Source organism: Paenibacillus stellifer (assembly GCF_000758685.1).
GTDB classification, from domain to species: domain Bacteria; phylum Bacillota; class Bacilli; order Paenibacillales; family Paenibacillaceae; genus Paenibacillus_AQ; species Paenibacillus_AQ stellifer.
Genome location: NZ_CP009286.1, coordinates 16,925 through 36,789, shown reverse-complemented (window position 1 = coordinate 36,789; position 19,865 = coordinate 16,925). Strand labels below are relative to the sequence as shown.

21 protein-coding genes, 1 rRNA gene and 1 riboswitch are annotated in these 19,865 nt (G+C 52.6%); of the genes, 4 read left to right on the top strand and 18 right to left on the bottom strand.

Annotated elements, in window-relative coordinates:
* Nucleotides 1–3 precede the first annotated feature (3 nt).
* The 5 genes from rsmA to PSTEL_RS00145 form a co-directional block, all read right to left on the bottom strand.
* Nucleotides 4–888 carry a 16S rRNA (adenine(1518)-N(6)/adenine(1519)-N(6))-dimethyltransferase RsmA gene (gene rsmA, locus PSTEL_RS00165; protein WP_038692832.1) on the bottom strand — a complete coding sequence of 295 codons (885 nt, stop codon included), beginning with the start codon at nucleotides 886–888 and terminating at the stop codon, nucleotides 4–6.
* Nucleotides 885–1,436: a ribonuclease M5 gene (gene rnmV / locus PSTEL_RS00160; RefSeq protein WP_038692831.1), complete on the bottom strand. Its 552-nt coding sequence runs from the start codon at nucleotides 1,434–1,436 to the stop codon at nucleotides 885–887. Before rnmV ends, rsmA begins: the two co-directional genes overlap by 4 nt.
* A gap of 232 nt (nucleotides 1,437–1,668) precedes the next feature.
* A complete protein-coding gene (locus tag PSTEL_RS00155) occupies nucleotides 1,669–2,838 on the bottom strand; it encodes a resuscitation-promoting factor (protein ID WP_038692830.1) in 1,170 nt (389 codons plus the stop codon).
* A gap of 291 nt (nucleotides 2,839–3,129) precedes the next feature.
* A riboswitch (cyclic di-AMP (ydaO/yuaA leader) is annotated at nucleotides 3,130–3,362 on the bottom strand.
* A gap of 201 nt (nucleotides 3,363–3,563) precedes the next feature.
* Nucleotides 3,564–4,334 (bottom strand): TatD family hydrolase, encoded by a 771-nt coding sequence (locus PSTEL_RS00150; protein ID WP_038692829.1) that lies wholly within the window; start codon nucleotides 4,332–4,334, stop codon nucleotides 3,564–3,566.
* Nucleotides 4,335–4,364: 30 nt separating this feature from the next.
* Nucleotides 4,365–5,654: an HD domain-containing protein gene (locus PSTEL_RS00145; protein WP_038692828.1), complete on the bottom strand. Its 1,290-nt coding sequence runs from the start codon at nucleotides 5,652–5,654 to the stop codon at nucleotides 4,365–4,367.
* 303 nt (nucleotides 5,655–5,957) lie between these two features.
* On the opposite strand from PSTEL_RS00145, the gene PSTEL_RS00140 reads away from it, so the two are divergent.
* On the top strand, nucleotides 5,958–6,212 hold the full coding sequence (locus PSTEL_RS00140; RefSeq protein WP_025332575.1) for an AbrB/MazE/SpoVT family DNA-binding domain-containing protein: 255 nt from the start codon (nucleotides 5,958–5,960) through the stop codon (nucleotides 6,210–6,212).
* A 770-nt stretch (nucleotides 6,213–6,982) separates the two neighbouring features.
* Here PSTEL_RS00140 and rsmI read toward each other — a convergent pair.
* From rsmI to PSTEL_RS00090, 10 genes are all read right to left on the bottom strand, one after another.
* On the bottom strand, nucleotides 6,983–7,870 hold the full coding sequence (rsmI, locus tag PSTEL_RS00135) for a 16S rRNA (cytidine(1402)-2'-O)-methyltransferase (RefSeq protein ID WP_038692827.1): 888 nt from the start codon (nucleotides 7,868–7,870) through the stop codon (nucleotides 6,983–6,985).
* Entirely contained in the window at nucleotides 7,867–8,634 is a 768-nt protein-coding gene (locus PSTEL_RS00130; protein ID WP_038692826.1) for a tRNA1(Val) (adenine(37)-N6)-methyltransferase, read from the bottom strand. The genes rsmI and PSTEL_RS00130 overlap by 4 nt, the downstream gene beginning before the upstream one ends.
* Before the next feature lie 87 nt (nucleotides 8,635–8,721).
* Nucleotides 8,722–9,093: a DNA replication initiation control protein YabA gene (yabA, locus tag PSTEL_RS00125; RefSeq protein ID WP_038692825.1), complete on the bottom strand. Its 372-nt coding sequence runs from the start codon at nucleotides 9,091–9,093 to the stop codon at nucleotides 8,722–8,724.
* 29 nt (nucleotides 9,094–9,122) lie between these two features.
* Complete coding sequence (locus tag PSTEL_RS00120) at nucleotides 9,123–9,926, bottom strand: PSP1 domain-containing protein (protein WP_038692824.1); 804 nt, start codon at nucleotides 9,924–9,926, stop codon at nucleotides 9,123–9,125.
* 112 nt (nucleotides 9,927–10,038) lie between these two features.
* Nucleotides 10,039–11,013, bottom strand: a complete 975-nt coding sequence (holB, locus tag PSTEL_RS00115) for a DNA polymerase III subunit delta' (protein WP_038692823.1) — start codon at nucleotides 11,011–11,013, stop codon at nucleotides 10,039–10,041.
* A gap of 18 nt (nucleotides 11,014–11,031) precedes the next feature.
* Nucleotides 11,032–11,475 (bottom strand): YaaR family protein, encoded by a 444-nt coding sequence (locus PSTEL_RS00110; RefSeq protein ID WP_038692822.1) that lies wholly within the window; start codon nucleotides 11,473–11,475, stop codon nucleotides 11,032–11,034.
* A 108-nt stretch (nucleotides 11,476–11,583) separates the two neighbouring features.
* Nucleotides 11,584–11,913 carry a cyclic di-AMP receptor DarA gene (locus tag PSTEL_RS00105; RefSeq protein WP_038692821.1) on the bottom strand — a complete coding sequence of 110 codons (330 nt, stop codon included), beginning with the start codon at nucleotides 11,911–11,913 and terminating at the stop codon, nucleotides 11,584–11,586.
* A gap of 77 nt (nucleotides 11,914–11,990) precedes the next feature.
* Nucleotides 11,991–12,632 (bottom strand): dTMP kinase, encoded by a 642-nt coding sequence (gene tmk / locus PSTEL_RS00100; RefSeq protein WP_038692820.1) that lies wholly within the window; start codon nucleotides 12,630–12,632, stop codon nucleotides 11,991–11,993.
* A 94-nt stretch (nucleotides 12,633–12,726) separates the two neighbouring features.
* Entirely contained in the window at nucleotides 12,727–14,265 is a 1,539-nt protein-coding gene (locus tag PSTEL_RS00095; protein ID WP_038692819.1) for an aminotransferase class I/II-fold pyridoxal phosphate-dependent enzyme, read from the bottom strand.
* 164 nt (nucleotides 14,266–14,429) lie between these two features.
* The gene (locus PSTEL_RS00090) at nucleotides 14,430–14,621 is read right to left on the bottom strand and encodes a sigma factor G inhibitor Gin (protein WP_038692818.1); all 192 of its coding nucleotides are present in this window, start codon (nucleotides 14,619–14,621) and stop codon (nucleotides 14,430–14,432) included.
* A gap of 170 nt (nucleotides 14,622–14,791) precedes the next feature.
* Here PSTEL_RS00090 and PSTEL_RS00085 point away from each other — a divergent pair, with 170 nt between their 5' ends.
* Nucleotides 14,792–15,313: a hypothetical protein gene (locus PSTEL_RS00085; protein WP_038692817.1), complete on the top strand. Its 522-nt coding sequence runs from the start codon at nucleotides 14,792–14,794 to the stop codon at nucleotides 15,311–15,313.
* An 86-nt stretch (nucleotides 15,314–15,399) separates the two neighbouring features.
* On the opposite strand, the gene ltrA is transcribed toward PSTEL_RS00085, so the two are convergent.
* Nucleotides 15,400–16,800, bottom strand: coding sequence for a group II intron reverse transcriptase/maturase (gene ltrA, locus PSTEL_RS00080; protein WP_038692816.1), 1,401 nt, complete (start codon nucleotides 16,798–16,800; stop codon nucleotides 15,400–15,402).
* Between the two features lie 220 nt (nucleotides 16,801–17,020).
* Here ltrA and PSTEL_RS00075 point away from each other — a divergent pair, with 220 nt between their 5' ends.
* Nucleotides 17,021–18,034: a transposase gene (locus PSTEL_RS00075; protein ID WP_156995731.1), complete on the top strand. Its 1,014-nt coding sequence runs from the start codon at nucleotides 17,021–17,023 to the stop codon at nucleotides 18,032–18,034.
* Complete coding sequence (locus PSTEL_RS00070; protein ID WP_038692815.1) at nucleotides 18,031–18,612, top strand: hypothetical protein; 582 nt, start codon at nucleotides 18,031–18,033, stop codon at nucleotides 18,610–18,612. The genes PSTEL_RS00075 and PSTEL_RS00070 overlap by 4 nt, the downstream gene beginning before the upstream one ends.
* Nucleotides 18,613–18,947: 335 nt before the next feature.
* On the opposite strand, the gene PSTEL_RS00065 is transcribed toward PSTEL_RS00070, so the two are convergent.
* Nucleotides 18,948–19,361, bottom strand: coding sequence for a hypothetical protein (locus PSTEL_RS00065; protein ID WP_038692814.1), 414 nt, complete (start codon nucleotides 19,359–19,361; stop codon nucleotides 18,948–18,950).
* Between the two features lie 242 nt (nucleotides 19,362–19,603).
* Nucleotides 19,604–19,720 (bottom strand): 5S ribosomal RNA (gene rrf / locus PSTEL_RS00060).
* Between the last annotated feature and the right edge of the window lie 145 nt (nucleotides 19,721–19,865).

Here is a 19,865-nt window from a genome sequence, read left to right as displayed (position 1 = left end):
TCTTCACGAAATGCCCGCTTCAAGCAGCACATCGCTAAGGCGCGCGTATTCGGCCAGGCTTAGCGTCTCGCCGCGCCGGGACGGCTCGATGCCCGCTGCCGCAAGCAGCTCCTCCAGCCGCTCCCGGCCCTCCTTGGGAAAGAAGCGGGCCTTCAGATTGTTGGAGATCGTCTTGCGCCGCTGCGTGAAGGAGGCCCGCACTACCTCGAAGAAATGATTCTCGTCCTTCACCTCAACCGGCGGACGCTCCCTGACCTTCAACCGGATGACCGCCGACTCCACATTCGGCTGGGGAATGAACACCGTATGCGGAACCGTGCAGATCAGCTCCGGCTCGCTGTAGTATTGGACCGCAATGCTCAGACTCCCGTAATCCTTGCCTCCCGGTGATGCGGCCATACGGTCCGCCACCTCTTTCTGGATCATGACCACGATGTTCGCCAGCGGCAGCTTCTCCTCCAGCAGCTTCATCAGAATCGGCGTGGTCACATAGTAAGGCAGATTGGCGACCACACTGACCCGCTCGACCCCGGAGAAATCCTCGGCGAACAGCTGCCGGAGATCCACCTTCAGCACATCGCCATGCCGGATCTTGACATGCGGATAAGGCGCGAGCACATCCGACAGAATCGGGATCAGCCGCTGGTCGATCTCGACCGCCGTCACGGCCCCGGCCTCCGCAGCGAGGCGCTCTGTCAGAGCGCCGATCCCCGGACCAATTTCGAGCACTCCTGTATTCTCTTTCAGGCCGGCGGCGTCCACGATTTTGTTCAAAATATTTTGGTCAATCAAAAAATTCTGGCCCAGACTCTTCTTGAAGGAGAAGCCGTGGGCGGCGATAATCTCCTTGGTCCGTCTGGGAGACGAAATCTCTTCTCTGCCGTTCATAGGGTATGCCCTCCCTGGTTCATTTGCCTCAGCGCATCCCCGAACTCTTCCGGCGTGATGCGGAAAATCGCGAGGCGCTTATACAGCTGCTTGCCGTTGCAGTATCCAATGCCAAGAATGTTGCCGAGCGCCATCCGGCGTTCGGCGGCGCTCGGATGGCCGATCAGGCCTGCTGCAATCAAATCGTCCATGCCGATCAATACCGGCGCCCCTTCAAATTCGGTATGCACATGTGCAAGCGCGTGACGGATCGCCTCGGGCGACGCGTTCTCCACCCCGATATCACCCTTCGCGGTGGCATCCTGCTCCGGGATAAACGCATGCTTGCAGCCCGGCACCTTCGACGAGACGATTTTGCGTATCCGCTCTCCCGCATGATCGGGATCTGTCAGAATGATGACCCCCCGCCGCTCGGCGGCCAGCGCAATCTTGGCGATAACGCGGCGGTCCACGGCCGAGCCGCCTGTTTCAATTGTGTCGGCATCAACCGCGCGCTTGACGGCGGCCGTGTCATTTTTACCCTCAACCACTATTAATTCCTTGATCATTCGTACTGTATTCCTCCCGGGTGCCTCATCCTGCTCCTGGCCGATGCGACAACCTGTAAAGTCTTGTATGCAAGGGTAAACGCACGCCCAGGCTTTCGGACGACGAACGTTACCCAAAAAAAGAAAAAGAAGAGGATTCGCTCCTCTTCTTTTTGGCTAAATTTGTTATACAGGGCGAGCTTACACCACTATAGCGTATTGCCGCCTAATTTGCAAAAGGGATTACAGCGGTCTAGTCAAGCTCCGGTTTAACCGGTCCGATGACATAGACGGTCCGTGTTTTGCGCCCGAAGTTAAGCGCATGGCTAAGGGAATCGTAGTAGACGTCGATCTTGTTGCCTTTGATGGCACCACCCGTATCTTCTGCACGGCGGAATCCGAGCCCCTCGATATATACCCACCAGCCGATCGGAATGACATCGGGATCGACCGCAATGGTCCGTCCTTCCGTTACACGAGTTCCGGATGCAGTCCGCGTTCCAATGCCCGGTTCCTCAGACGAATAGGCGGTCATCGAGACGTTCTTGATTATTTTCTTGTACTCAAAATCCACGCCGGCTTTTCTTACGACATTGCTGCTGCTGGCACTGATCTTCGCGCTGGTCTGTTTGATGGCAGTTGATGGACTGGAGCTCACTTTCGCCACTGCGGGTTGAGGCTTGGCTTTCGTTCCTACGGCGATGATTTTATCCTTGGTCACCGTTTGAACTTCTTTGCCGATCATGCGCATCGAGACCAGATTGCCGTCCTGGTAAGTCTTCTCGATATGCTGGATCATGACGCCTTGTTTGCCTGCCTGTGCTACTCGTACATCTCCCACATACAGGGAAGGGTCCGCCGTCTTGATGACCCGGTAAGGCAGGTTCTGCGTCCGCTGCACCACTTGCTTGTTGATGCGGAGCACCTTGACTTCCGTGTCGGCGGTAATTGCGGAGTCTAGCGAAGGAAAGATTTTGTCGTGGGTCCCTAAGGTAATTCCACTGTTCTTGATCGCCTGGCCGACCGTATCTTCGGTCGTATAGAGCGTATGCGTTGTGCCGCTCTCGGTCAGGGTAAATTCTTTGGCCCGTTTGATAATGATTTGATCACCATCACTAATCTCATCGCCCAATCCTGCCGATAATTGATCATAGGGCTTCAGCGAAATCAGTTCTGCGGCAAGCGCTTCGCCGAGCAGATCTTCACGGGTTTCGAGCGAGCGAACCTGACCGTCTATGACTAAAGTGATTTGCTTGCTGCTCTGAGAGTGTACATACAGCATAATAAGCAGCGCTACTGCTACTCCGATTACACCGGCAAGCGCCCAAACGCGGAGATTGAAGTGCTCCAAGCGTAACCGTAATGCATTAAACCTGCTGGATGATTGCGAATCATGGGATACTTCTGGTTGGAATACGCCCATCTTCTACATCCTCCTTACATAGCCTGGCTGAACGCGTAACTTGATTAACGCGACTTCACCCTTGCTACTAGAGATTGTTACAGGACGCGATACATGGCGAGGCTTCGCATCCTGCTTCATAAATCGCCTGCCCGGCTTTGCCAATTCCACGGTCGGCCAACTGTTATATAACAGTTTGCGGACAGGAATCCGTTTATTTCAAACAAAAAGAAGCCTAGATAAAGAGCCTAAAGGCAGAGGACTCTTTCGTGGCTTCTTGGGATGTCCGAATAAACGGCCAAAGCACGAGGTTGCCTCTCTTACTTGCGCTTACGGGGTTAGCTGTCGGGTTCGGACGAAAGAGAGACGCCCTAGCTTCGGTCAACCGCTCATGGCGGCTGCCTCCACATTCACCCCAAAGACCACGTGAAGAAATCAAATACGGCCTAGACGGCGACATCGACGTGTACGCCATGTACAGAATCATTCGTCAGGGCGGTATTGGTTCCCCCGTTCTCCATACGGAGACTCAGCGAGACGATCTATGAATCAGCAGCTGTCTCTGTATTACCAACAGCTCACTGCACTGAAACGATGATATCCTGTTTCGATGCATGTTGTAAAGGTTGTTTCAACCAGATTTGCGCAAAAATTTGGTTAATTTATTGTAATAATCCTTCGTTTTTTCGTTAAAATTCTTTAATCCTTCGCTCATGCTTACTTTTTTAACCGATTTTCTCCCGTTTTCACTTAATTCCAAATAGTTCCAGCCCGTTCGCATACGTAATTTCAGCCAATTTTTCCAATTGAATTCCTTTAATTTCCGCTGCAGCCTCTGCCACTAATCTGACATGAGCGCTCTCATTTCGCTTCCCACGATATGGGTGCGGAGTCAAATACGGGGAATCGGTTTCGATCAAAAGACGGTCGAGCGGAACCTGTGCCAGCACCTCTTTGGGCACCCTTGCATTCTTGAATGTAATCGGTCCCCCGAAGGACAGGTGGAAGCCTAAATCGAGACACATTTTCGCTGTCTCCCAGCTCCCCGAGAATGAATGCATAATCCCTCCGACCTCCGAAGCTTTCTCCTCACGCAGAATCCGAACCACATCCTCATGCGCATCCCGGTTATGAATCACAATCGGCATATTCAATTCGCGCGCCAGTCCGATCTGCCGTCTAAACACCTTATGCTGTACGTCTTTGGGTGACGTGTCCCAGTAATAATCCAGTCCTATTTCTCCGATCGCCACCACTTTGTCATGGGCGCACAAGGAAGCGATCCAGTCCAGATCCTCATCCTTCATGTCAATCGCATCTGTAGGATGCCAGCCGACAGCCGCGTAGATGAAATCGTACGATTCCGCCAGCTTCATGGTGGTGGGAATCGTCTCCCGGTTAAACCCGATATTAACCATCCGGGTCACTCCCGCCTCTACGGCGCGGGCAATTGTCTCTTCGCGGTCGCCGTCGAATTGGGGAGCATCCAGGTGAGTGTGAGTGTCGAAAAGCTGCATAGCCATTATCCCCTTTCAGTGCATAATAACTTAATTCAAATCAAAAATTTCACGTATCGATTTCGGAAGCCGGGAACGTGCTTCATTCAGCTTATCCTGTGGGTAATAGAGATGATAACGCCCCCGGTGAATGCCGCTGATCGAGCGCACAATATCGGACACCTCAGAGATTTCGCGAAGCCGTTCCTGGCGGTCGAGCAGCAGAATCTGCTTGCCGTGAAAGCCCTCTCCGGGATGGAAGACATCATACGGAAGATCTGTCGGAAAATCAATTTCCAAGTCGTATTCCGGATGAAGCCCGGCCGAGGCAAAGCTTCCGCGAATCTCGTCGATGGTCTCCAGGTCAAGGCTCTCCATTTCTACATATTTATACAGTTTACGATGAATAAAACGGCTGCACAAGTCGCTCAGCAGGTCGTCCTGTTCCCCGGTCCATTGCATAAACGCCGCCTGAACGATCGCCTCATCCAGCCTCAAATACTGCTGCACCTGGATGTCTCCCTCAAACAAATCGGTCAGAGGCTCCACCATGAAACGGAAGGCATACCCTTCCTGATACAGCTGCTTGGCCCGGCGGAATACCTGCCGCAAAATAATTTCCGAGCTCCGGGTCACCGGATGGAAATAAACCTGCCAGTACATTTGATATCTCGACATCAGGTAGTCTTCGATCGCATGCATGCCCGACTCCTTGACCACAACTCTCCCATTATAAGGACGAAGCACCCGCAGAATCCGGTCGATGTCAATTGTGCCGTAATTCACGCCGGTATAGTAGGCATCGCGGAGCAGATAATCCATCCGGTCCGCGTCGAGCGGGCTGGACACGAGATTGACGACAATGTCATGCTCATATTTTTTTGAGATCACGGAGGAGACCTTCTCGGGAAAATCTTCCGACACTTCCTTCAAAATCTCGGTAATTCCTGTGTTCTCCAAAATAATCCGGCATGTCCAATCCTCATGATTCATCTCAAAGGCCTCTTCGATCGAGTGAGAGAACGGTCCATGCCCCAGATCGTGGAGCAGCGCCGCGCACAGGGTAAGGAGCCCCTCTTCAGGAAGCCAATCCTTGTACCCGCTCCGCTCAAACTGGGAAATAATTCGGCGGGTGATCTCATAAACTCCTAAGGAATGGGAGAACCGGCTATGCTCGGCCCCATGAAAGGTAAGAAAGGTTGTGCCAAGCTGCCTGATGCGGCGCAGCCGCTGAAATTCCTCGGTGTTGATCAGACGCCAAATAATCGCATCCTGCACATGAATATAATTATGAACCGGATCTTTGAATACTTTTTCTTCGGAAAGCGGCTGCTGCGGCATAGATTCAGCTCCTTTACGTTCACCCCGTCGGGTTCTGATTACAAAATTGAAGAAGAAAACCTCTTTTTTTGTCGAAAAATATGCTTTTTCATTTTCCAATTCGACATTTATATTTTAACCTGCAAATGTTATACTTCGGATTAGAATACAGCGCTAATTATAAGAAATGTGCTCACTCACTATAATTCATCTGCTAAAAACAGGTTGACTGTTTTGGGAATGGTTGGTATTATGAGTACCATAAAACAGAGAAGATTGTCGAATGATGACATTTTTTGATTATTGAGAGGAGCAACGATTGCTATGATGAAATCAACTGGCATTGTAAGAAAAGTAGACGAACTGGGACGGGTTGTCATTCCGATCGAACTGCGCCGCACACTGGGTATTGGTGAAAAAGATGCACTGGAAATCTACGTTGACGGTGAGCGGATCATGCTGAAAAAATACGAGCCCGCCTGCATTTTCTGCGGCAACGCCGAGAACGTTACCTACTTCAAAGGAAAAATTGTTTGCCACGAATGCATTTCTGCTATCCCTGCCCCTGTGACAAATTAAAATAAATCGGTTATAATAGAGTCAATCCAATTAAATTGTTAATTCTAACCTTTTTATATCTCCTTGGCCTCCCGATTTTCGGGGGGTATTTTTTTTGCGCCATATGGGCGATTCCCCTCCTAAATCCTCCCCGAAGGGGAGGACCCCAAGGGTTGCACCCTCTGGACACCCGCAAATATTGGAGGATGCGCCAAGTTTAATTGGATAAAGTTACATAAGGTGAAGGAGCGACCCTTCTCGTCTCCTTTCCTCACGGAAAGGAGGACTCGGGGCTCTTCCATCCGGCGCTCAAAAGCGGTGCGTGGAGAGACGGTGGCGTTCTCCCCACGCTGTCCCTTCGGGATGCGCTTTACACTGGAGCGCTGAGTTTCGGCAGCCGTCCCGTCTCCCCCGCTGTCCCTTCGGGATGCGCTTTACACTGGAGCGCTGAGTTTCAGCAGCCGTCCCGTCTCTCCCTCGCTGTCCCTTCGGGATGCGCTTTACGCTGGAGCGCTGAGTTTCAGCAGCCGTCCCCTCTCTCCCTCGCTGTCCCTTCGGGATGCGCTTTACGCTGGAGCGCTGAGTTTCGGCTGCTGTCCCGTCTCCCTCGCTGTCCCTTCGGGATGCGCTTTACGCTGGAGCGCTGAGTTTCGGCAGCCATCCCGTCTCCCCCGCTGTCCCTTCGGGATGCGCTTTACACTGGAGCGCTGAGATATAGCGTTTTTTCGTATAACAGAATTAATATATCTTTTTCTTTGCCACTTCACCTCAGCACGTAGTGTGTCCCTGTGCTACTCCTCCAGCAGCGCGTTATAAATATCGCGCTTGGCCACGCCGCGATCTGCGGCGGCTTTCTTCATCGCGTCCTTGCGGGAGATGCCTTCGCCTTCGTAATGAACGACATGCTCGGCGATGCTGAGCGGACGCCACCAGGCGGAATCGGCTTCCTGAGCCTCTTCGCGGCTTTCGCCCTCCACGACAATCACATACTCTCCCATCGGCGGATGCTCCTCCAGCCACTCCAGGCATTCCTCAATTGTCCCGCGCAGAAACTCCTCGTACCGCTTCGTCAGCTCGCGGGCCAAAGTTACTCTCCGGTTCCCGAAGGCCTCCTGCAGGTATGCGAGCGTTTTGCCCACCCGGTGAGGGGACTCGTAGAAGAGCAGTGTTCCCTGAGAAGCGCGAAGCGGGGTCAGCACGGCGCGGATGTCCTTGCGCTCCCGGGGCAAAAATCCGACAAACGTGAATTTGCCCGTCGGCAATCCGGAAGCAATCAAAGCCGACAAAGCGGCATTGGCCCCGGGAACGGGAACCACGGAAATTCCGGCCTGAACAGCGAGTGTCACCAAATCGGCTCCGGGGTCGGAAATGGCCGGCAGACCGGCATCACTGACCAGCGCCAGATTATTTCCTTCTATTATATAGCGTATCAATTCGGGTCCGCTGGCGGTCTTGTTATGCTCATGGTAGCTGAACAACTGCTTGGGAGAAATGTCGAAATGGCTCAGCAGCTTGCGCGTCTGCCGGGTGTCCTCCGCCGCGATAATATCGCACTCCTTCAGAGTCCGGACCGCGCGAAAGGTCATATCCTCCAGATTGCCGATCGGGGTCGCCACCAGGTACAGAACGCCGCTGCCGGAATCGTTATGCTGAAAGCTGCTTTTGCATTGTATGGTCATGATTGTCCCTCTTTTGAACCGAAATAGATATCCATAATCTCCTGGCAATATTGATTGTCATCTGTATATACGATGAGCGGAGGCTGCACCCGAACCTCGGGCTTGCCATCCCTCGCCGCCTCGATCAAGACCATGTTGGCTTCCAGATGCGCTCTGGGATGCACGAACCGGATATTCTTGGGCTCCAGCCGGTATTTCCGCATCAGACTGATGATGTCGGCAAGCCGCTGCGGCTTGTGAACCATGCTGACTTTGCCTCCGGTACGGACGAGCCGGACAGCGGCCTGGATCACATCCTCCAGCGTACATCCGATTTCGTGCCGGGCCATCGCCTGATGGGTATTCATTTTCAGATCGCTGCCGTTCAGGGGCATGTACGGCGGATTCACCGTAATCGCATCATACACGCCGTATCCCGCCGTTTCATGCAGCGTCCGAAGATCGCCTTCATGAATCGTGATCTTCTCCTGAAGATCATTCATGGCGACACTTCGCCTTGCCATATCGGCCAGCCGGGGCTGGATCTCGATGCCCTCAAGCTTGGCGGAAGTCCTTGTGGTCAGCAGCAGCGGGATCACCCCATTGCCGGTACATAAATCGAGCACCCGGCCGCGCGGCGGAATGGATGCGAACCGAGCCAGCAGCACCGCATCCATCGAGAAGCTGAACACTTCATCGCTCTGAATAATATGCAGATTATGCGTCAGGAGGTCATCCACTCGCTCGGAAGGCAGCAAGGGAATGTCATGTAATCGGTTATTCATTTGAACTCTCCTATTTCCCAAGTATCTCTTGTTCTCTTTCAAATTTCAAAAAAGCCGTAGGCGGCGTCCTCCTACGGCTGGATGTTCTCATTTATTTAGGAATGACAGACAGAACAGACAGTCACCCTCCGTGCGTAAATGCCCGAAGTTGACATTGCAGATATGAAAGCCTTCATGATACAGCCGGGCCAGATTGTCGTAGCCCTCACCGACGACTTCTTCTGCCGGAGTCTCGGGGGCCGTCTGCCGCTTGCCGGCTTTAACCGGCTGCGGAGCCGCATTCTGCCGAGGAGCTTCCCGCTTCAAAATTCTTCGCAGCTGCTCGTTCTCCAGCGTCAATCGCTGGTTGGCTTCCATCAATTCCTTAACCGCCTGCTTCCAATCTTCCAGGTTCAGGCGCATCGTTTCCATCTGCGCTTCAATCTCCTGAATGTGTGCAAAAATATTTTTCTTTTCCAAGTTTCCACCCCGAAAGTAACCTTAATGGTCTACTTGACGACAACATCATCCATTGGAAGCTCTTTTACTTTGCCCACTTCAAATAACTGTACATGCACCATGCGACTTCCGGCGTTGATGCCAACCACCTTGCCTTCGCCAAGCGAAGTGATGACCAGCTTACCGACCGCGGGCAGTTCTTCTTTGATGCTTTCGTAATTATCATGCTCAAATTTCAAGCAGCACATGAGTCTGCCGCACAACCCGGAAATCTTGGTCGGATTAAGCGACAAATTCTGATCCTTGGCCATCTTGATCGATACCGGCTCAAAATCGCCGAGCCATGAGGAACAGCATAGCACACGGCCGCACGGACCGAGACCACCAAGCATCTTCGCTTCATCGCGGACGCCGATCTGTCTCAGCTCAATACGTGTACGGAAGATGCTAGCCAAATCCTTGACCAGTTCCCGGAAATCAACCCGGCCCTCCGCCGTGAAATAAAAAATGATTTTATTGCGGTCAAACGTAAACTCCACGTCGACGAGCTTCATTTTCAGCCCATGATCGCGGATCTTATTAAGACAAGTTGTAAATGCGTCCTTGGCCGCCTGCTTATTCTCTTCCACCATGCGCGCGTCATTATCCCCCGCAATACGCATGACTTTCTTAAGCGGCAGAACCACGTCGGCTTCCTGAACCTCTTTCTTTCCAACAACAACTCTGCCGTATTCAACCCCCCGGGCCGTCTCCACGATCACGCACTGATCACGTTCAATCGGCAATTCCAAGGGATCAAAATAATATATTTTACCCGCCTTTTTAAAGCGGACACCAACTACGCTGTATAACAAAATTAACCTCCTTGTCTGCCGGCGAAGGAACCCCAGCAAGTCCGCTCCATGATGCCTTCATGCTTGTAATTCCTGCCCTCAACCCAAGAAGAGACCGCTGCCAAACCGTATCTTATTCTTCCAGCCGTATTAAGAATTGCTCCAGACACAGCTGGGCATTCACATTGAAACGGAGCTTCTTCTTGCTCTCCGCCGCGTACTCCATGTACGACACCCACCGGGAAACGCTTCGGCTTCCAGCGTAATTGGAAATAAAGTCCAACTGATCTATGAAAACGATGTTCTCGTGTTTCAGGTGAAGGAAATACAGCATATCTTTGAACCACAGGTGGAACATGCTGAACAAGGTGTCCATATGCTCACCAAGCTCGGTCTTGAACAGTTTCTGACCCGCGGTCGCCACCGCAGAGCCCTTTTTGCCCAAAGACTCCTTCGCTAATTGTAACACTAGATTTCTCATTTCTGCAAACCAATTCTGCGCCGCAAGCTCGCGGCAGCCTTCGATTCCAGAGCTTAGAGAAACGGCACAGCGCGCCAGCGGAGCAGGCACTCCTTCGTCGGACAATGTTTGAAGCATTAGGTCCGGGGACAGAGGTGCAAAAGGAATGCGCTGAGTTCTCGACAAGATAGTCGGAAGCAGCGACTGGCTGTTCGAGGCAATCAGAATTGCCACTGCGGGAACCGGAGGCTCCTCCAGAAATTTCAGCAAGCTGTTGGCTGCCTGAACGGTCATTTTATCCGCTTCATCAATAATATATACCTTGGGATGGCTTCCCTTGGCCCGATAGGAAAAGACCCGCTGCAGTTCGCGGATCTGGTCGATTTTGATACTGGATCCGTCCGGCGACAGAATCGTCAGATCCGGATGGTTGCCATGCTCCACCTTACGGCACTCCAGGCACTCACCGCAGGCATCGTCCTGAAGAACCGTGCAAAATATCGCCTGGGCCAGCGTCAGCGCTGTCTTCATCTGCCCGCTTCCCGCAGGACCGGTAAACAAATAGGCATGACCCAGCGTGCCGCTTCTCAGCGAATTTTGCAGGATCTGCTTGGCAGCAGCTTGTCCCATTATATCTGTAAAAGGCATGTTTTCCTCCTGAATCCGTTAAAACGATAGATTAATCAGCATTCCCCGGATTTCTCCCACCTTGCCCAGCAGTTCAATTCGGCCCTGCTCACTGTCCAGCAGCTCATCAGCCAGCGACAAGAGCGCCGAATCGATTTCCTCCAGCAGCTTGTAGCGCTTGCCCCGACCGCGCCGGTCCCAGCCCTTGGTATCCTTCAGGCTAACGCCGCGGCGCGCCGTCTCTTCAAGGAACCGTTTGACCATCGTCCGGTAAATGGTTAACTCCCGAACGGTCATGGATTTGGAGAGCCGCTCTCCTTGGACTTGTATATCCTGGATCTTGCGCAGCAATTCGTCGCGGCTCGCATGCTCCCCATTCTGCTGAAGCACATCGGAGAATGTCTTCCGCTGAATCGGTTGCTTCGTATTGTCCGATACGGGCAGATCGCTCTTTATCGGCCTGAAGCCGGGATTAATTTTCATGAGTATTTACCGTCCTTCCTGAGCGGGCGCCTATTCACCATCCCGCATTGTCGGAAAGACGGTCTCGCACTGTCCAAAAAAGGAGGCGGGACCGTCTCTTCCACAATCTCAATAATGTTCAAAACGGTCAACCGGCAGGACGAATACCGTGGCTCCGCCAACCTGCACTTCAACAGGCAGCGGCAAATAAGAGTCTGTGGTTCCGCTCATTGGAGTTACAGGGGTGACCAACTGTTCACGCACTTTGCAGCTGTTGCGGATGACGCCGAGTACGGCTTCAACCTGACTGTCCTCAACCCCAATCATAAAGGTCGTATTTCCCGCACGCAGGAAGCCCCCTGTGCTCGCAAGCTTCGTTGCGCGGAAATTGGCCTTGACCAGTTCGCCGGACAAGCGGTTGCTGTCCTTGTCTTGGATAATCGCGACGATCAGTTTCATCGTATGCATCTCCTTTATTAGCGTTATTTTCGGGCTTATTGAAGAAGATTGTATCCCTAACAATTTGACACAGACCTTTAAAAATCCTTTAACAGCTTTCTTTCCAACGTATCTACTAGTTCCTTCTCCACCACATGCAGGGGACGTCCGGCATCAACGGTAACGATTCGCTGCGCATTGGCTTCTGCGATCAGGCGATACCCCTCCCGTACTTTATGATGGAAAGCCAGGCTTTCCCGGTCAAGCCGGTTAAATTCGCGTTCGCCATTGGCCGCAATTCGGGCTAATCCTGCTTCCGGCTCAATATCCAGGTAAAACGTGAGATCCGGTGTTCTTCCGCCTGTGGCAAAATCGTTGATGGCCTTAACCCGATCCATCCCGAGCCCTCTGGCATATCCCTGGTAGACGAGACTGCTGTCGACGAAGCGATCGCAGATCACAATCAGGCCCTGCTCCAGAGCCGGTTCGACCCGCTCGGCCAAATGCTGGCTTCTTGAAGCGGCATACAGCAGCGCCTCTGTCCTCGCGTCCATCGCCGTGTGAAGTGGGTCCAAAATTATGGAGCGGATCTTCTCGGCGATATCGATCCCTCCCGGCTCCCTGGTGATCAGATAAGGCAGCGACCGGTTCTGCATGTATGCTGCCAGCCTGCCGATAACTGTTGTCTTTCCCGATCCTTCTCCGCCCTCAAGCGTTATGAAATATCCCTTCCGGCCCAATTCCGTTCTCCGCCTTTCACTTTCTGCTTACGTTCCGGCAGCCTTAGAAGACGGCGTCCGTTCTACACTGGTAGGCATACACCTATGCCAGCTACTATAAATATACTTTCAATGTCTGCAAAGTGTGATCCATCGAGCCTTGAAATTTGGCTCCGGCTGTTACAAGGCTCATTATTCTGGAGTTTATTTCCCCGGTAATAACCTCCCCCGGGTAGAGCAGCGGAATGCCCGGAGGATAAGGGATGACCATCTCCGCCGCTATCCGCCCGGTGCATGCCTCAAGCCTGATGCGCTCCGTCTCTTCTTCCCGTACCGGTCTGAGCGAGAAGGATACCGGTTCGGATAGCCGATCCGCATGATAAATGTTCCACGTGGAAACATGTGCCTTGTTCTCAGAAAACGGTTGTTCAGGCTGCGGTGCTTCTTGATCAATCGCCTTGAGCGCATCCAGCAGTCTCATGGCATCCGCTTCGGATGAGCCTAAGCTGAACAACAGTACCACATACCGGTCATCGCTCATCTCCGGTATGCATCCCCGCCGCTCCAGCTCCGCCTGCAGCCGGGAGCCGCTTAGGCCGCCGCTTGCATCGAAGATCACGACCTTGAAGGGGTCTTGATAGCCGTAGGCGGCGCTTGGGTCTGCGCTGGCGGCAGCTGTGCTTGGCAGGCTGCCGTCTGCATTCTGCGGCGATTCCGGCCGCAGACACCCGAAGCGCGGCAGCTCCGCCAGGCCGCGCCTCACGGCCTCCACGGCGGCAAGCCCCGCCGAGAAGGCCTCCCCGCGCCGGACATGCACCATCCGGCGCGCCAGATCGAGCGAAGCCATCACCGGGTACGATGGGCTTGAGCTCTGCACCATGGCAAGCCGCTGCCTCAGCAGGTCCCGGTCGAGCCGGGGACCCTGCACGTGCAGCATGGCGCCCATGGTCATCGCCGCCAGCATCTTGTGCGTGGACTGTACCACGCCATCTGCACCGGCGCTCAAAGCGCTGGGCGGCAGCTTCGCATGCTGCCCGAAATGCGCCCCGTGCGCCTCATCCACGAGCAGCGGCACGCCGCTGTCATGGCAGGCGCGAGCCAGCGGCGCCAGATCGCCTCCCATGCCGTAATAATTCGGCATGGTCACCAGGACGCCGACCGCCTCCGGGTGGGCGGCAAGTGCCTTCCTCACGGCTGACTCCGCCGGAGCAACAGCCAGGCCGCTGGCTTCATCCACCTGCGGCTCCAGGAACAGCGCCCGGGCTCCGGCCAGCATGAGCCCGTGAATGACTGATTTGTGCACATTGCGCTGCACCAGCAGCAGCGAACCCGGTTCTGCACATACTGTCAGAATCAAAGCCAGATTCCCCGCCGTGCTGCCCCCCACGAGAAAAAAACTCTCGTCAGCTCCAAAACATTCCGCGGCAAGCTTCTGCGCTTCCAGGATGATACCTTCCGGATGATGCAGATCGTCGCTGCCCGTAATCTCGGTAATATCCGCTCGCAGCACTTCATCTAAAAAGCCGGAGCCGCCCTCCTCCCGGTAGGCTTGGCCATTTTTATGGCCCGGAACGTGGAAGGAAGCATTTCCTTCCGATTTATAGCGTTCCAGCATTTCATATAGAGGTGTGTTATTGCGCATTTCTTCCTTCATTTCTCGTAAGTCCTTTTCGCACCGGCATATCTCTATTTTACCCCATAACCGCTTTCCCGCCTATTCTTTGATTCTGCAGCCGCGTCCCCAAAGCGGCAAAACGGCCCTCCTGTATCAGGAGAAGCCGTCTTAGCCCATCTTATATCGATATGGTACGGGAGAAACTACGCATTCTTCTGCAGTCCGATTTTCTTCATACGGCCGATAAAAAAACGGTATTTCGCATCCTCCGCTTCCGTTCTCACCATTTCCGCCTCGCATTCCTCACAAATAAATTGCGATATAATGCGAATTCCCTCTGCCTTCTCCTGCCCGCAAATAATACACACCTCGGGAACCGCCTGTTCCTGATCCATTGCCATCCCACCTTGGTCTTTTAAGAACAGTATGCTTCACTTTCTACCATTTTAAACCCTTTCATAGTCTTTTTCATATCCTTTCTTGCCCCAAAGAAGGAACAATTAATTTTTTCGGGCAAATAGCCGATAGAAAGAGTAGGTGTTAAGATATCATGTGGAGGACCCGTATGGAACAAACAATTAAAGGGGCAACCTTTTACCAATATAAGCTGCTCAAAAAAGTAAATATTTCAGTCAATGCCAACCGGGTTTACGCCGTGTTTCCTCTTCTATTTATTATACTGGCTACCCTGCTGATCTCTCCGGTCAGTCTGTTGTATTTCTTGATAGCGATTCCGGTCATCCTCTGGATTCATTATGTGGTTTCCCGTTCCGTGCTTCTGATTGCAGGCTATCCGGTTAACAAACGGTGGCATCATAACTTCCGCCTGCCCTGGATCGGCTTTATGCCGGATCAATACATCAACTGCCGTCTATTCCGACAGGTCCAGCTGCATAATTTCTGGATTGGACTTGCTTTTACGGCGCTGTTTGTTTTCTGGTCTCCACATGCCTTTACTTTCTCTCTCGGTTTTCTGCATGTTTGGCTGCTGTTCCCGAAATTCTATGCGGTTGTTCGGACGGGATGGAGCCGGCAGGACGATATGCTGAAATTTAGCCCCGATGATGTATCCTGTTACTCTCAATAAACGCCTCATAATCGGATAGGAGGCTACCCATTAATTGAGTAGCCGACCTTCCACACCACCGTACGTACCGTTCGGTATACGGCGGTTCAACCGTTTGAGTGCAATTGACGCAAGCGCTCGTACTGGGCAGGGAAGTCATAATACCCTGCCTGTACGAGCCTTTCGTTTGTTACAGAGCGATTCAATACTGCGCTTCTGGCTATTCGCCAGTAGCCCCGCCTTGTATTTCCCCATTGGTAAGCCTGCCACTCCGGTATCCCCAGCTTTCGCAGATTTTGTACCTTCGTTCTTGGCTTCTTCCATTGCTTCCAGATGTACATGCGCATCCGCCTTCGCAGCCATTCATTCCAGTTTTGCAGGATTCGCTTCATGTCGGCTACGTAGAAGTGACCCAGCCAGCCGCGAATGTAGACTTTTACGTTCTCCATTACCTCTCTTGCACTCCTGCCTTGTCTTCGATTCGTGAGCTCTTTCAGTTTCCTCTTTGCTTTAGCGAGAGATTGCGGATGGGTGCGAATGTACACACCGTTCCCGTTCTTTCCCAGCGCATAGCCGAGGAATTTAAAGTGTTTCTGCGCCACGACGCTGACGACCTTACTCTTCTGCGGGTTCATTTGAAGTTTTAGCTTCTGCTCCAAGTACGTCCGGCTGGATTCCAGCAGTCGCATGGCTGCTCGTTTGCTCTTCGCCAGCACGACAATGTCGTCCGCATAGCGGATGACCCTCACGCCTCGGCTCTCCATCTCCTGATCGAATTCGTTCAGATAGACATTTGACAAAAGCGGAGACAGCGGCCCGCCTTGCGGCGATCCTTCCTCCGTTGCGCCTCGTACCCCGTTTTCCATGACTCCGCTTTTCAGGTACTTTTTGATCAGGTCGATGACGCGTTTATCCTCGATCTGTTTGCGCAGCAAGTTCAAAAGAAGCTCATGGTTCAACGTGTCAAAGTATTTCGACAGATCGATTTCAACCGCTTGTCCATAGCCCTGCTCGGCGTACGTTTTGACTTTCCGAATGGCCTGTTGCGCACTTCGACCCCGGCGGTAGCCATAGCTTCCATCCGAGAAAAGTGGCTCGAATAACGGTTGCAGTTGCTGGGAGATCGCTTGCTGGATCACCCGATCTACGACGGTCGGGATGCCGAGCTTTCTCACTCCGCTTCCATCTGGTTTGGGGATTTCCTTGCGCCGCACCGGGCTTGGTTTGTATTTCCCTTCCCGGATGCTTTGCAGCAGTTCATCTCTGTTTTCCCGCAGCCACGGAAGCGCCGCCTCTACGGTCATCCCATCGATCCCGGGCGCTCCGTGATTACTTTTGACCTGTTTGTACGCCCGGTTCAGATTATCTCTGTCCAGGATGCGTTCCATCAGATCGTTTGCACCGTCTCTTTCTTTACCTTCCCGAGCTCCGGCACTCCGCACTCCCGCATACTCTTCGTGTTCCACACTATCCCTTTGAGGGCAGCCCTTTCGGTATTCTGCTTTCATCGCACCGGTTCTCCTTCCAGTCTGTACTCGAGACTTACGATTGTTCAGCCCTTCCGCTTGCCGCTGACGCAACAAGCGTACTATGGCGTCTGCTGACCTCTCACAACAAGCTTTACTCCGTGTTTCGGATTTTTTTTTTTCTACGCCTGCCCGTTTTACTAACGTTGGCAGAATACAAGCACAAACCGGGTAATAGAGGGTAAGGAAGGAGGAGGTTATAATGCCTTCAACCAAAAACCGAATTACTCCGGAACAACGGATCTACTTTCACAGTGAATTGCGGCAATGTCCGCATTGTGGCACCAAACTCAAGCGGCATCATACCGCTTGGCATAAATACGTGAATACATTAAGCGGCATCTATGACGTGTGGAATATGGCCTATGCCTGTCCGAATTCGGAATGCCCCTATCCCGGATCGTATTATCGCTCAGCTGAAGCCGATGCGCTAGTCATGAAGCATACCTCATATGGGTTTGACGTCCTCGCGCTTGTAGGCGAACTTCGTTTCAAACATCACTACACCTTGTCTGAATTGCATGAGGAATTGAATCGACGGGGCGTTGTCACCTCCGAGCGTAATTGCGAGCGGCTGTATGAGCGTTATCTCACGCTGCTTCGCGCTTCCGTCACCGACCATCTCCGGGAAAACTTGAAAGAAGTAGTCCGTGAACACGGCGGATTACTGCTATCCATGGATGGCATACAGCCTGAGAAAGGCAATGAAACTCTGTATGTGGTCCGCGAAGGATTCAGTGGAAGCATTCTGGCCGCGCAAAACCTCAAAAGCGGCAGCGCCGAAGAATTGAAACAACTGCTGAGACCCGTGGAAGCTTTAGGTTTTCCCATAATTGGACTGCTCAGCGACGGCCAACATTCTATCCGCCTGGCGATGTCCGGCCTGTGGCCGGAAGTACCCTACCAATACTGCCAGTACCATTACCTGAAAGACATTGCCAAACCGGTCGTGGAGTTGGATCGCAAACTCAAAACCGGGATTAAGAAAAACTTACGTGGTATTCGCGAACTGGAAAAACAAGTTCAGGCTGACCCTTCCGAAGAAGCAACCCTCGCTAAAGATTACCTGGCCGCTGTGCGCTCCGTTCTGCTCGAAGACGGCAACCCACCGCTCGACCTTCCCGGAGTACGAGTGTTTGAAGAAGCAGAAGCGATCCGAAATTCCTTGAAACGAAGCGCTAAAAAAGGGGGTTCACCTACAGCGAGAAACTCTTGAAGCTGTTTGAAAAACTGGATTCCTTCCGTCCTGCATACCGAAAGGTAAAGCGTTGGTGCCAGCCTCTTGAGGATGCCGCCCATATTTTGGGTGCTCCGTCTGGGACAAGCAGTGAGACAACGCAAGTTCGAATGAACTGGCTGAAGTTCGAACTAAGAGCGAAGTTTATCCGAAAAGAAGACCAGCCCATGGTGGAGAATTTCGAACGGTATACAACCGGATTTTGGACGGGACTGTTTGCTTGCTACAACACCGCTTATCTTCCCCGGACGAATAACGACCAGGAACGCTGTTTCCGCCGAACGAAGACCCGACACCGCCGAATGACGGGTCTTCGTAGCTGGAACCGGTATCTTTGGCGTAATGGCGAGTTTGTGATTTGGGTAGAGGATGCCTTGATGCAAGAAAATGTGCAGCACCGACTTCAGCAGGTTCCTTATGAAACCTACTTTCAGGAACGGCGTCAATGGGAATCCCGACTGCTTGAAGGAACGAAACGGCTCCGGTTTCGACGAGAGCCTCAGCAGTATTTAGCTCAGCTTGAACAACGCGTCTGTTCGTTAGTTGGGCAGGCGTAGTTTTTTTTCTCCTACTCCCCGTCTGTGAGATCTCCCCGGGTAAGAGCGATAACTTTACCCTCATCTATCTGCCACATTTACATCATGGGATTCGGGCAGTATTGGACTTTGCTTTGTGTGGCAAGCTCGTCCGTCCCATCATGCCTTATATGTGATTTCTGTTCGTCAGACCGAGGGTTTGCCTCCGGCTTCCTTCAGATTCCGCCTCGCGGCGGACACCCTTGCCTTCAGCTAACAGTTCCTACTGCCAAGCCTGTAGCGGACTTTCACCGCCGAGTTATCGCCCATGCCGGGCGCACCACAGCAAAAATCGCCACCCTAAAGGTGGCGATTTTTTATGGACTGCCAAGAGACTGAGTTGTCGCTTTCTTATCCTTCGGAACCATTACAATAAAATACCCGTCATGAATGCTCAAATGAACAATGCTCTGATCCTTCTGAAATACATAGGAATTCGCGGTCTTCCCTTTGACCACTTCCTTCCACCCCCAAGCCTCAATGGCTTCCGAATAAGGCTCCGGCAGGCTATCCTTCTCCTTCAGTCCCGGAAGGGAATATCTCACATAATCCATTGCGGCATTCGTTGTGGTATGATCCGAAGAGTTGGCTTCTTTCGGGACGGGAAAATTCTTCTCGTTCAGCGCTCCTTCAAAAGAGTCCCAATGGGCTTCTTTCGCTCCGCACCCCGCCAGTATTCCCGTTAGCAGGCACACAAGAAGGAGAGTCCATAACGCTCGGGCTCGTTTCATGCTAATCCTCCTTACCCTTTAACCCTGCAACTTCATTTAGACACAGGTATATATTCAAGGAAATTGCTATTGATGAGTAGGTCCTCCGAATTAAAATTGCGTATTTAATTGCACTTTACTATTATACTTGCTACTTCTGTCCTGTCGGTAACAAAAATGTCACTCAACTTTATGCGAAACCATGCAACAGCATATGAGCCTATACAAAAAACCACTGCTGAGTATTCAGCAGTGGTTCATGTGCTTGGCAGCGTCCTACTCTCCCAGGACCCTTCGGTCCAAGTACCATCGGCGCTGGAGGGCTTAACGGTCGTGTTCGGGATGGGTACGCGTGGAACCCCTCCGCCATCGCCACCAAACGGGCATTTGCGGTGCAAATGCATATTCAGGCTTGATCGCCTGAAAACTGGATCGAAACGAAACCTTGCGTCTTAGCCCTTACTGGGTGTCTCGGGGTCCCCGAAAAGTACTCGGTGTACTCTTCGAAGCCTCCACTTCACTTTT

Excerpts from the sequence above, each read along its gene's own strand:
- rsmA (WP_038692832.1), bottom strand. The coding sequence starts at position 888 with ATGAACGGCAGAGAAGAGATTTCGTCTCCCAGACGGACCAAGGAGATT.
- rnmV (WP_038692831.1), bottom strand. The coding sequence starts at position 1,436 with ATGATCAAGGAATTAATAGTGGTTGAGGGTAAAAATGACACGGCCGCC.
- PSTEL_RS00155 (WP_038692830.1), bottom strand. The coding sequence starts at position 2,838 with ATGGGCGTATTCCAACCAGAAGTATCCCATGATTCGCAATCATCCAGC.
- PSTEL_RS00150 (WP_038692829.1), bottom strand. The coding sequence starts at position 4,334 with ATGCAGCTTTTCGACACTCACACTCACCTGGATGCTCCCCAATTCGAC.
- PSTEL_RS00145 (WP_038692828.1), bottom strand. The coding sequence starts at position 5,654 with ATGCCGCAGCAGCCGCTTTCCGAAGAAAAAGTATTCAAAGATCCGGTT.
- PSTEL_RS00140 (WP_025332575.1), top strand. The coding sequence starts at position 5,958 with ATGATGAAATCAACTGGCATTGTAAGAAAAGTAGACGAACTGGGACGG.
- rsmI (WP_038692827.1), bottom strand. The coding sequence starts at position 7,870 with ATGACCATACAATGCAAAAGCAGCTTTCAGCATAACGATTCCGGCAGC.
- PSTEL_RS00130 (WP_038692826.1), bottom strand. The coding sequence starts at position 8,634 with ATGAATAACCGATTACATGACATTCCCTTGCTGCCTTCCGAGCGAGTG.
- holB (WP_038692823.1), bottom strand. The coding sequence starts at position 11,013 with ATGCCTTTTACAGATATAATGGGACAAGCTGCTGCCAAGCAGATCCTG.
- PSTEL_RS00110 (WP_038692822.1), bottom strand. The coding sequence starts at position 11,475 with ATGAAAATTAATCCCGGCTTCAGGCCGATAAAGAGCGATCTGCCCGTA.
- PSTEL_RS00105 (WP_038692821.1), bottom strand. The coding sequence starts at position 11,913 with ATGAAACTGATCGTCGCGATTATCCAAGACAAGGACAGCAACCGCTTG.
- PSTEL_RS00095 (WP_038692819.1), bottom strand. The coding sequence starts at position 14,265 with ATGAAGGAAGAAATGCGCAATAACACACCTCTATATGAAATGCTGGAA.
- PSTEL_RS00090 (WP_038692818.1), bottom strand. The coding sequence starts at position 14,621 with ATGGATCAGGAACAGGCGGTTCCCGAGGTGTGTATTATTTGCGGGCAG.
- PSTEL_RS00085 (WP_038692817.1), top strand. The coding sequence starts at position 14,792 with ATGGAACAAACAATTAAAGGGGCAACCTTTTACCAATATAAGCTGCTC.
- ltrA (WP_038692816.1), bottom strand. The coding sequence starts at position 16,800 with ATGAAAGCAGAATACCGAAAGGGCTGCCCTCAAAGGGATAGTGTGGAA.
- PSTEL_RS00075 (WP_156995731.1), top strand. The coding sequence starts at position 17,021 with ATGCCTTCAACCAAAAACCGAATTACTCCGGAACAACGGATCTACTTT.
- PSTEL_RS00065 (WP_038692814.1), bottom strand. The coding sequence starts at position 19,361 with ATGAAACGAGCCCGAGCGTTATGGACTCTCCTTCTTGTGTGCCTGCTA.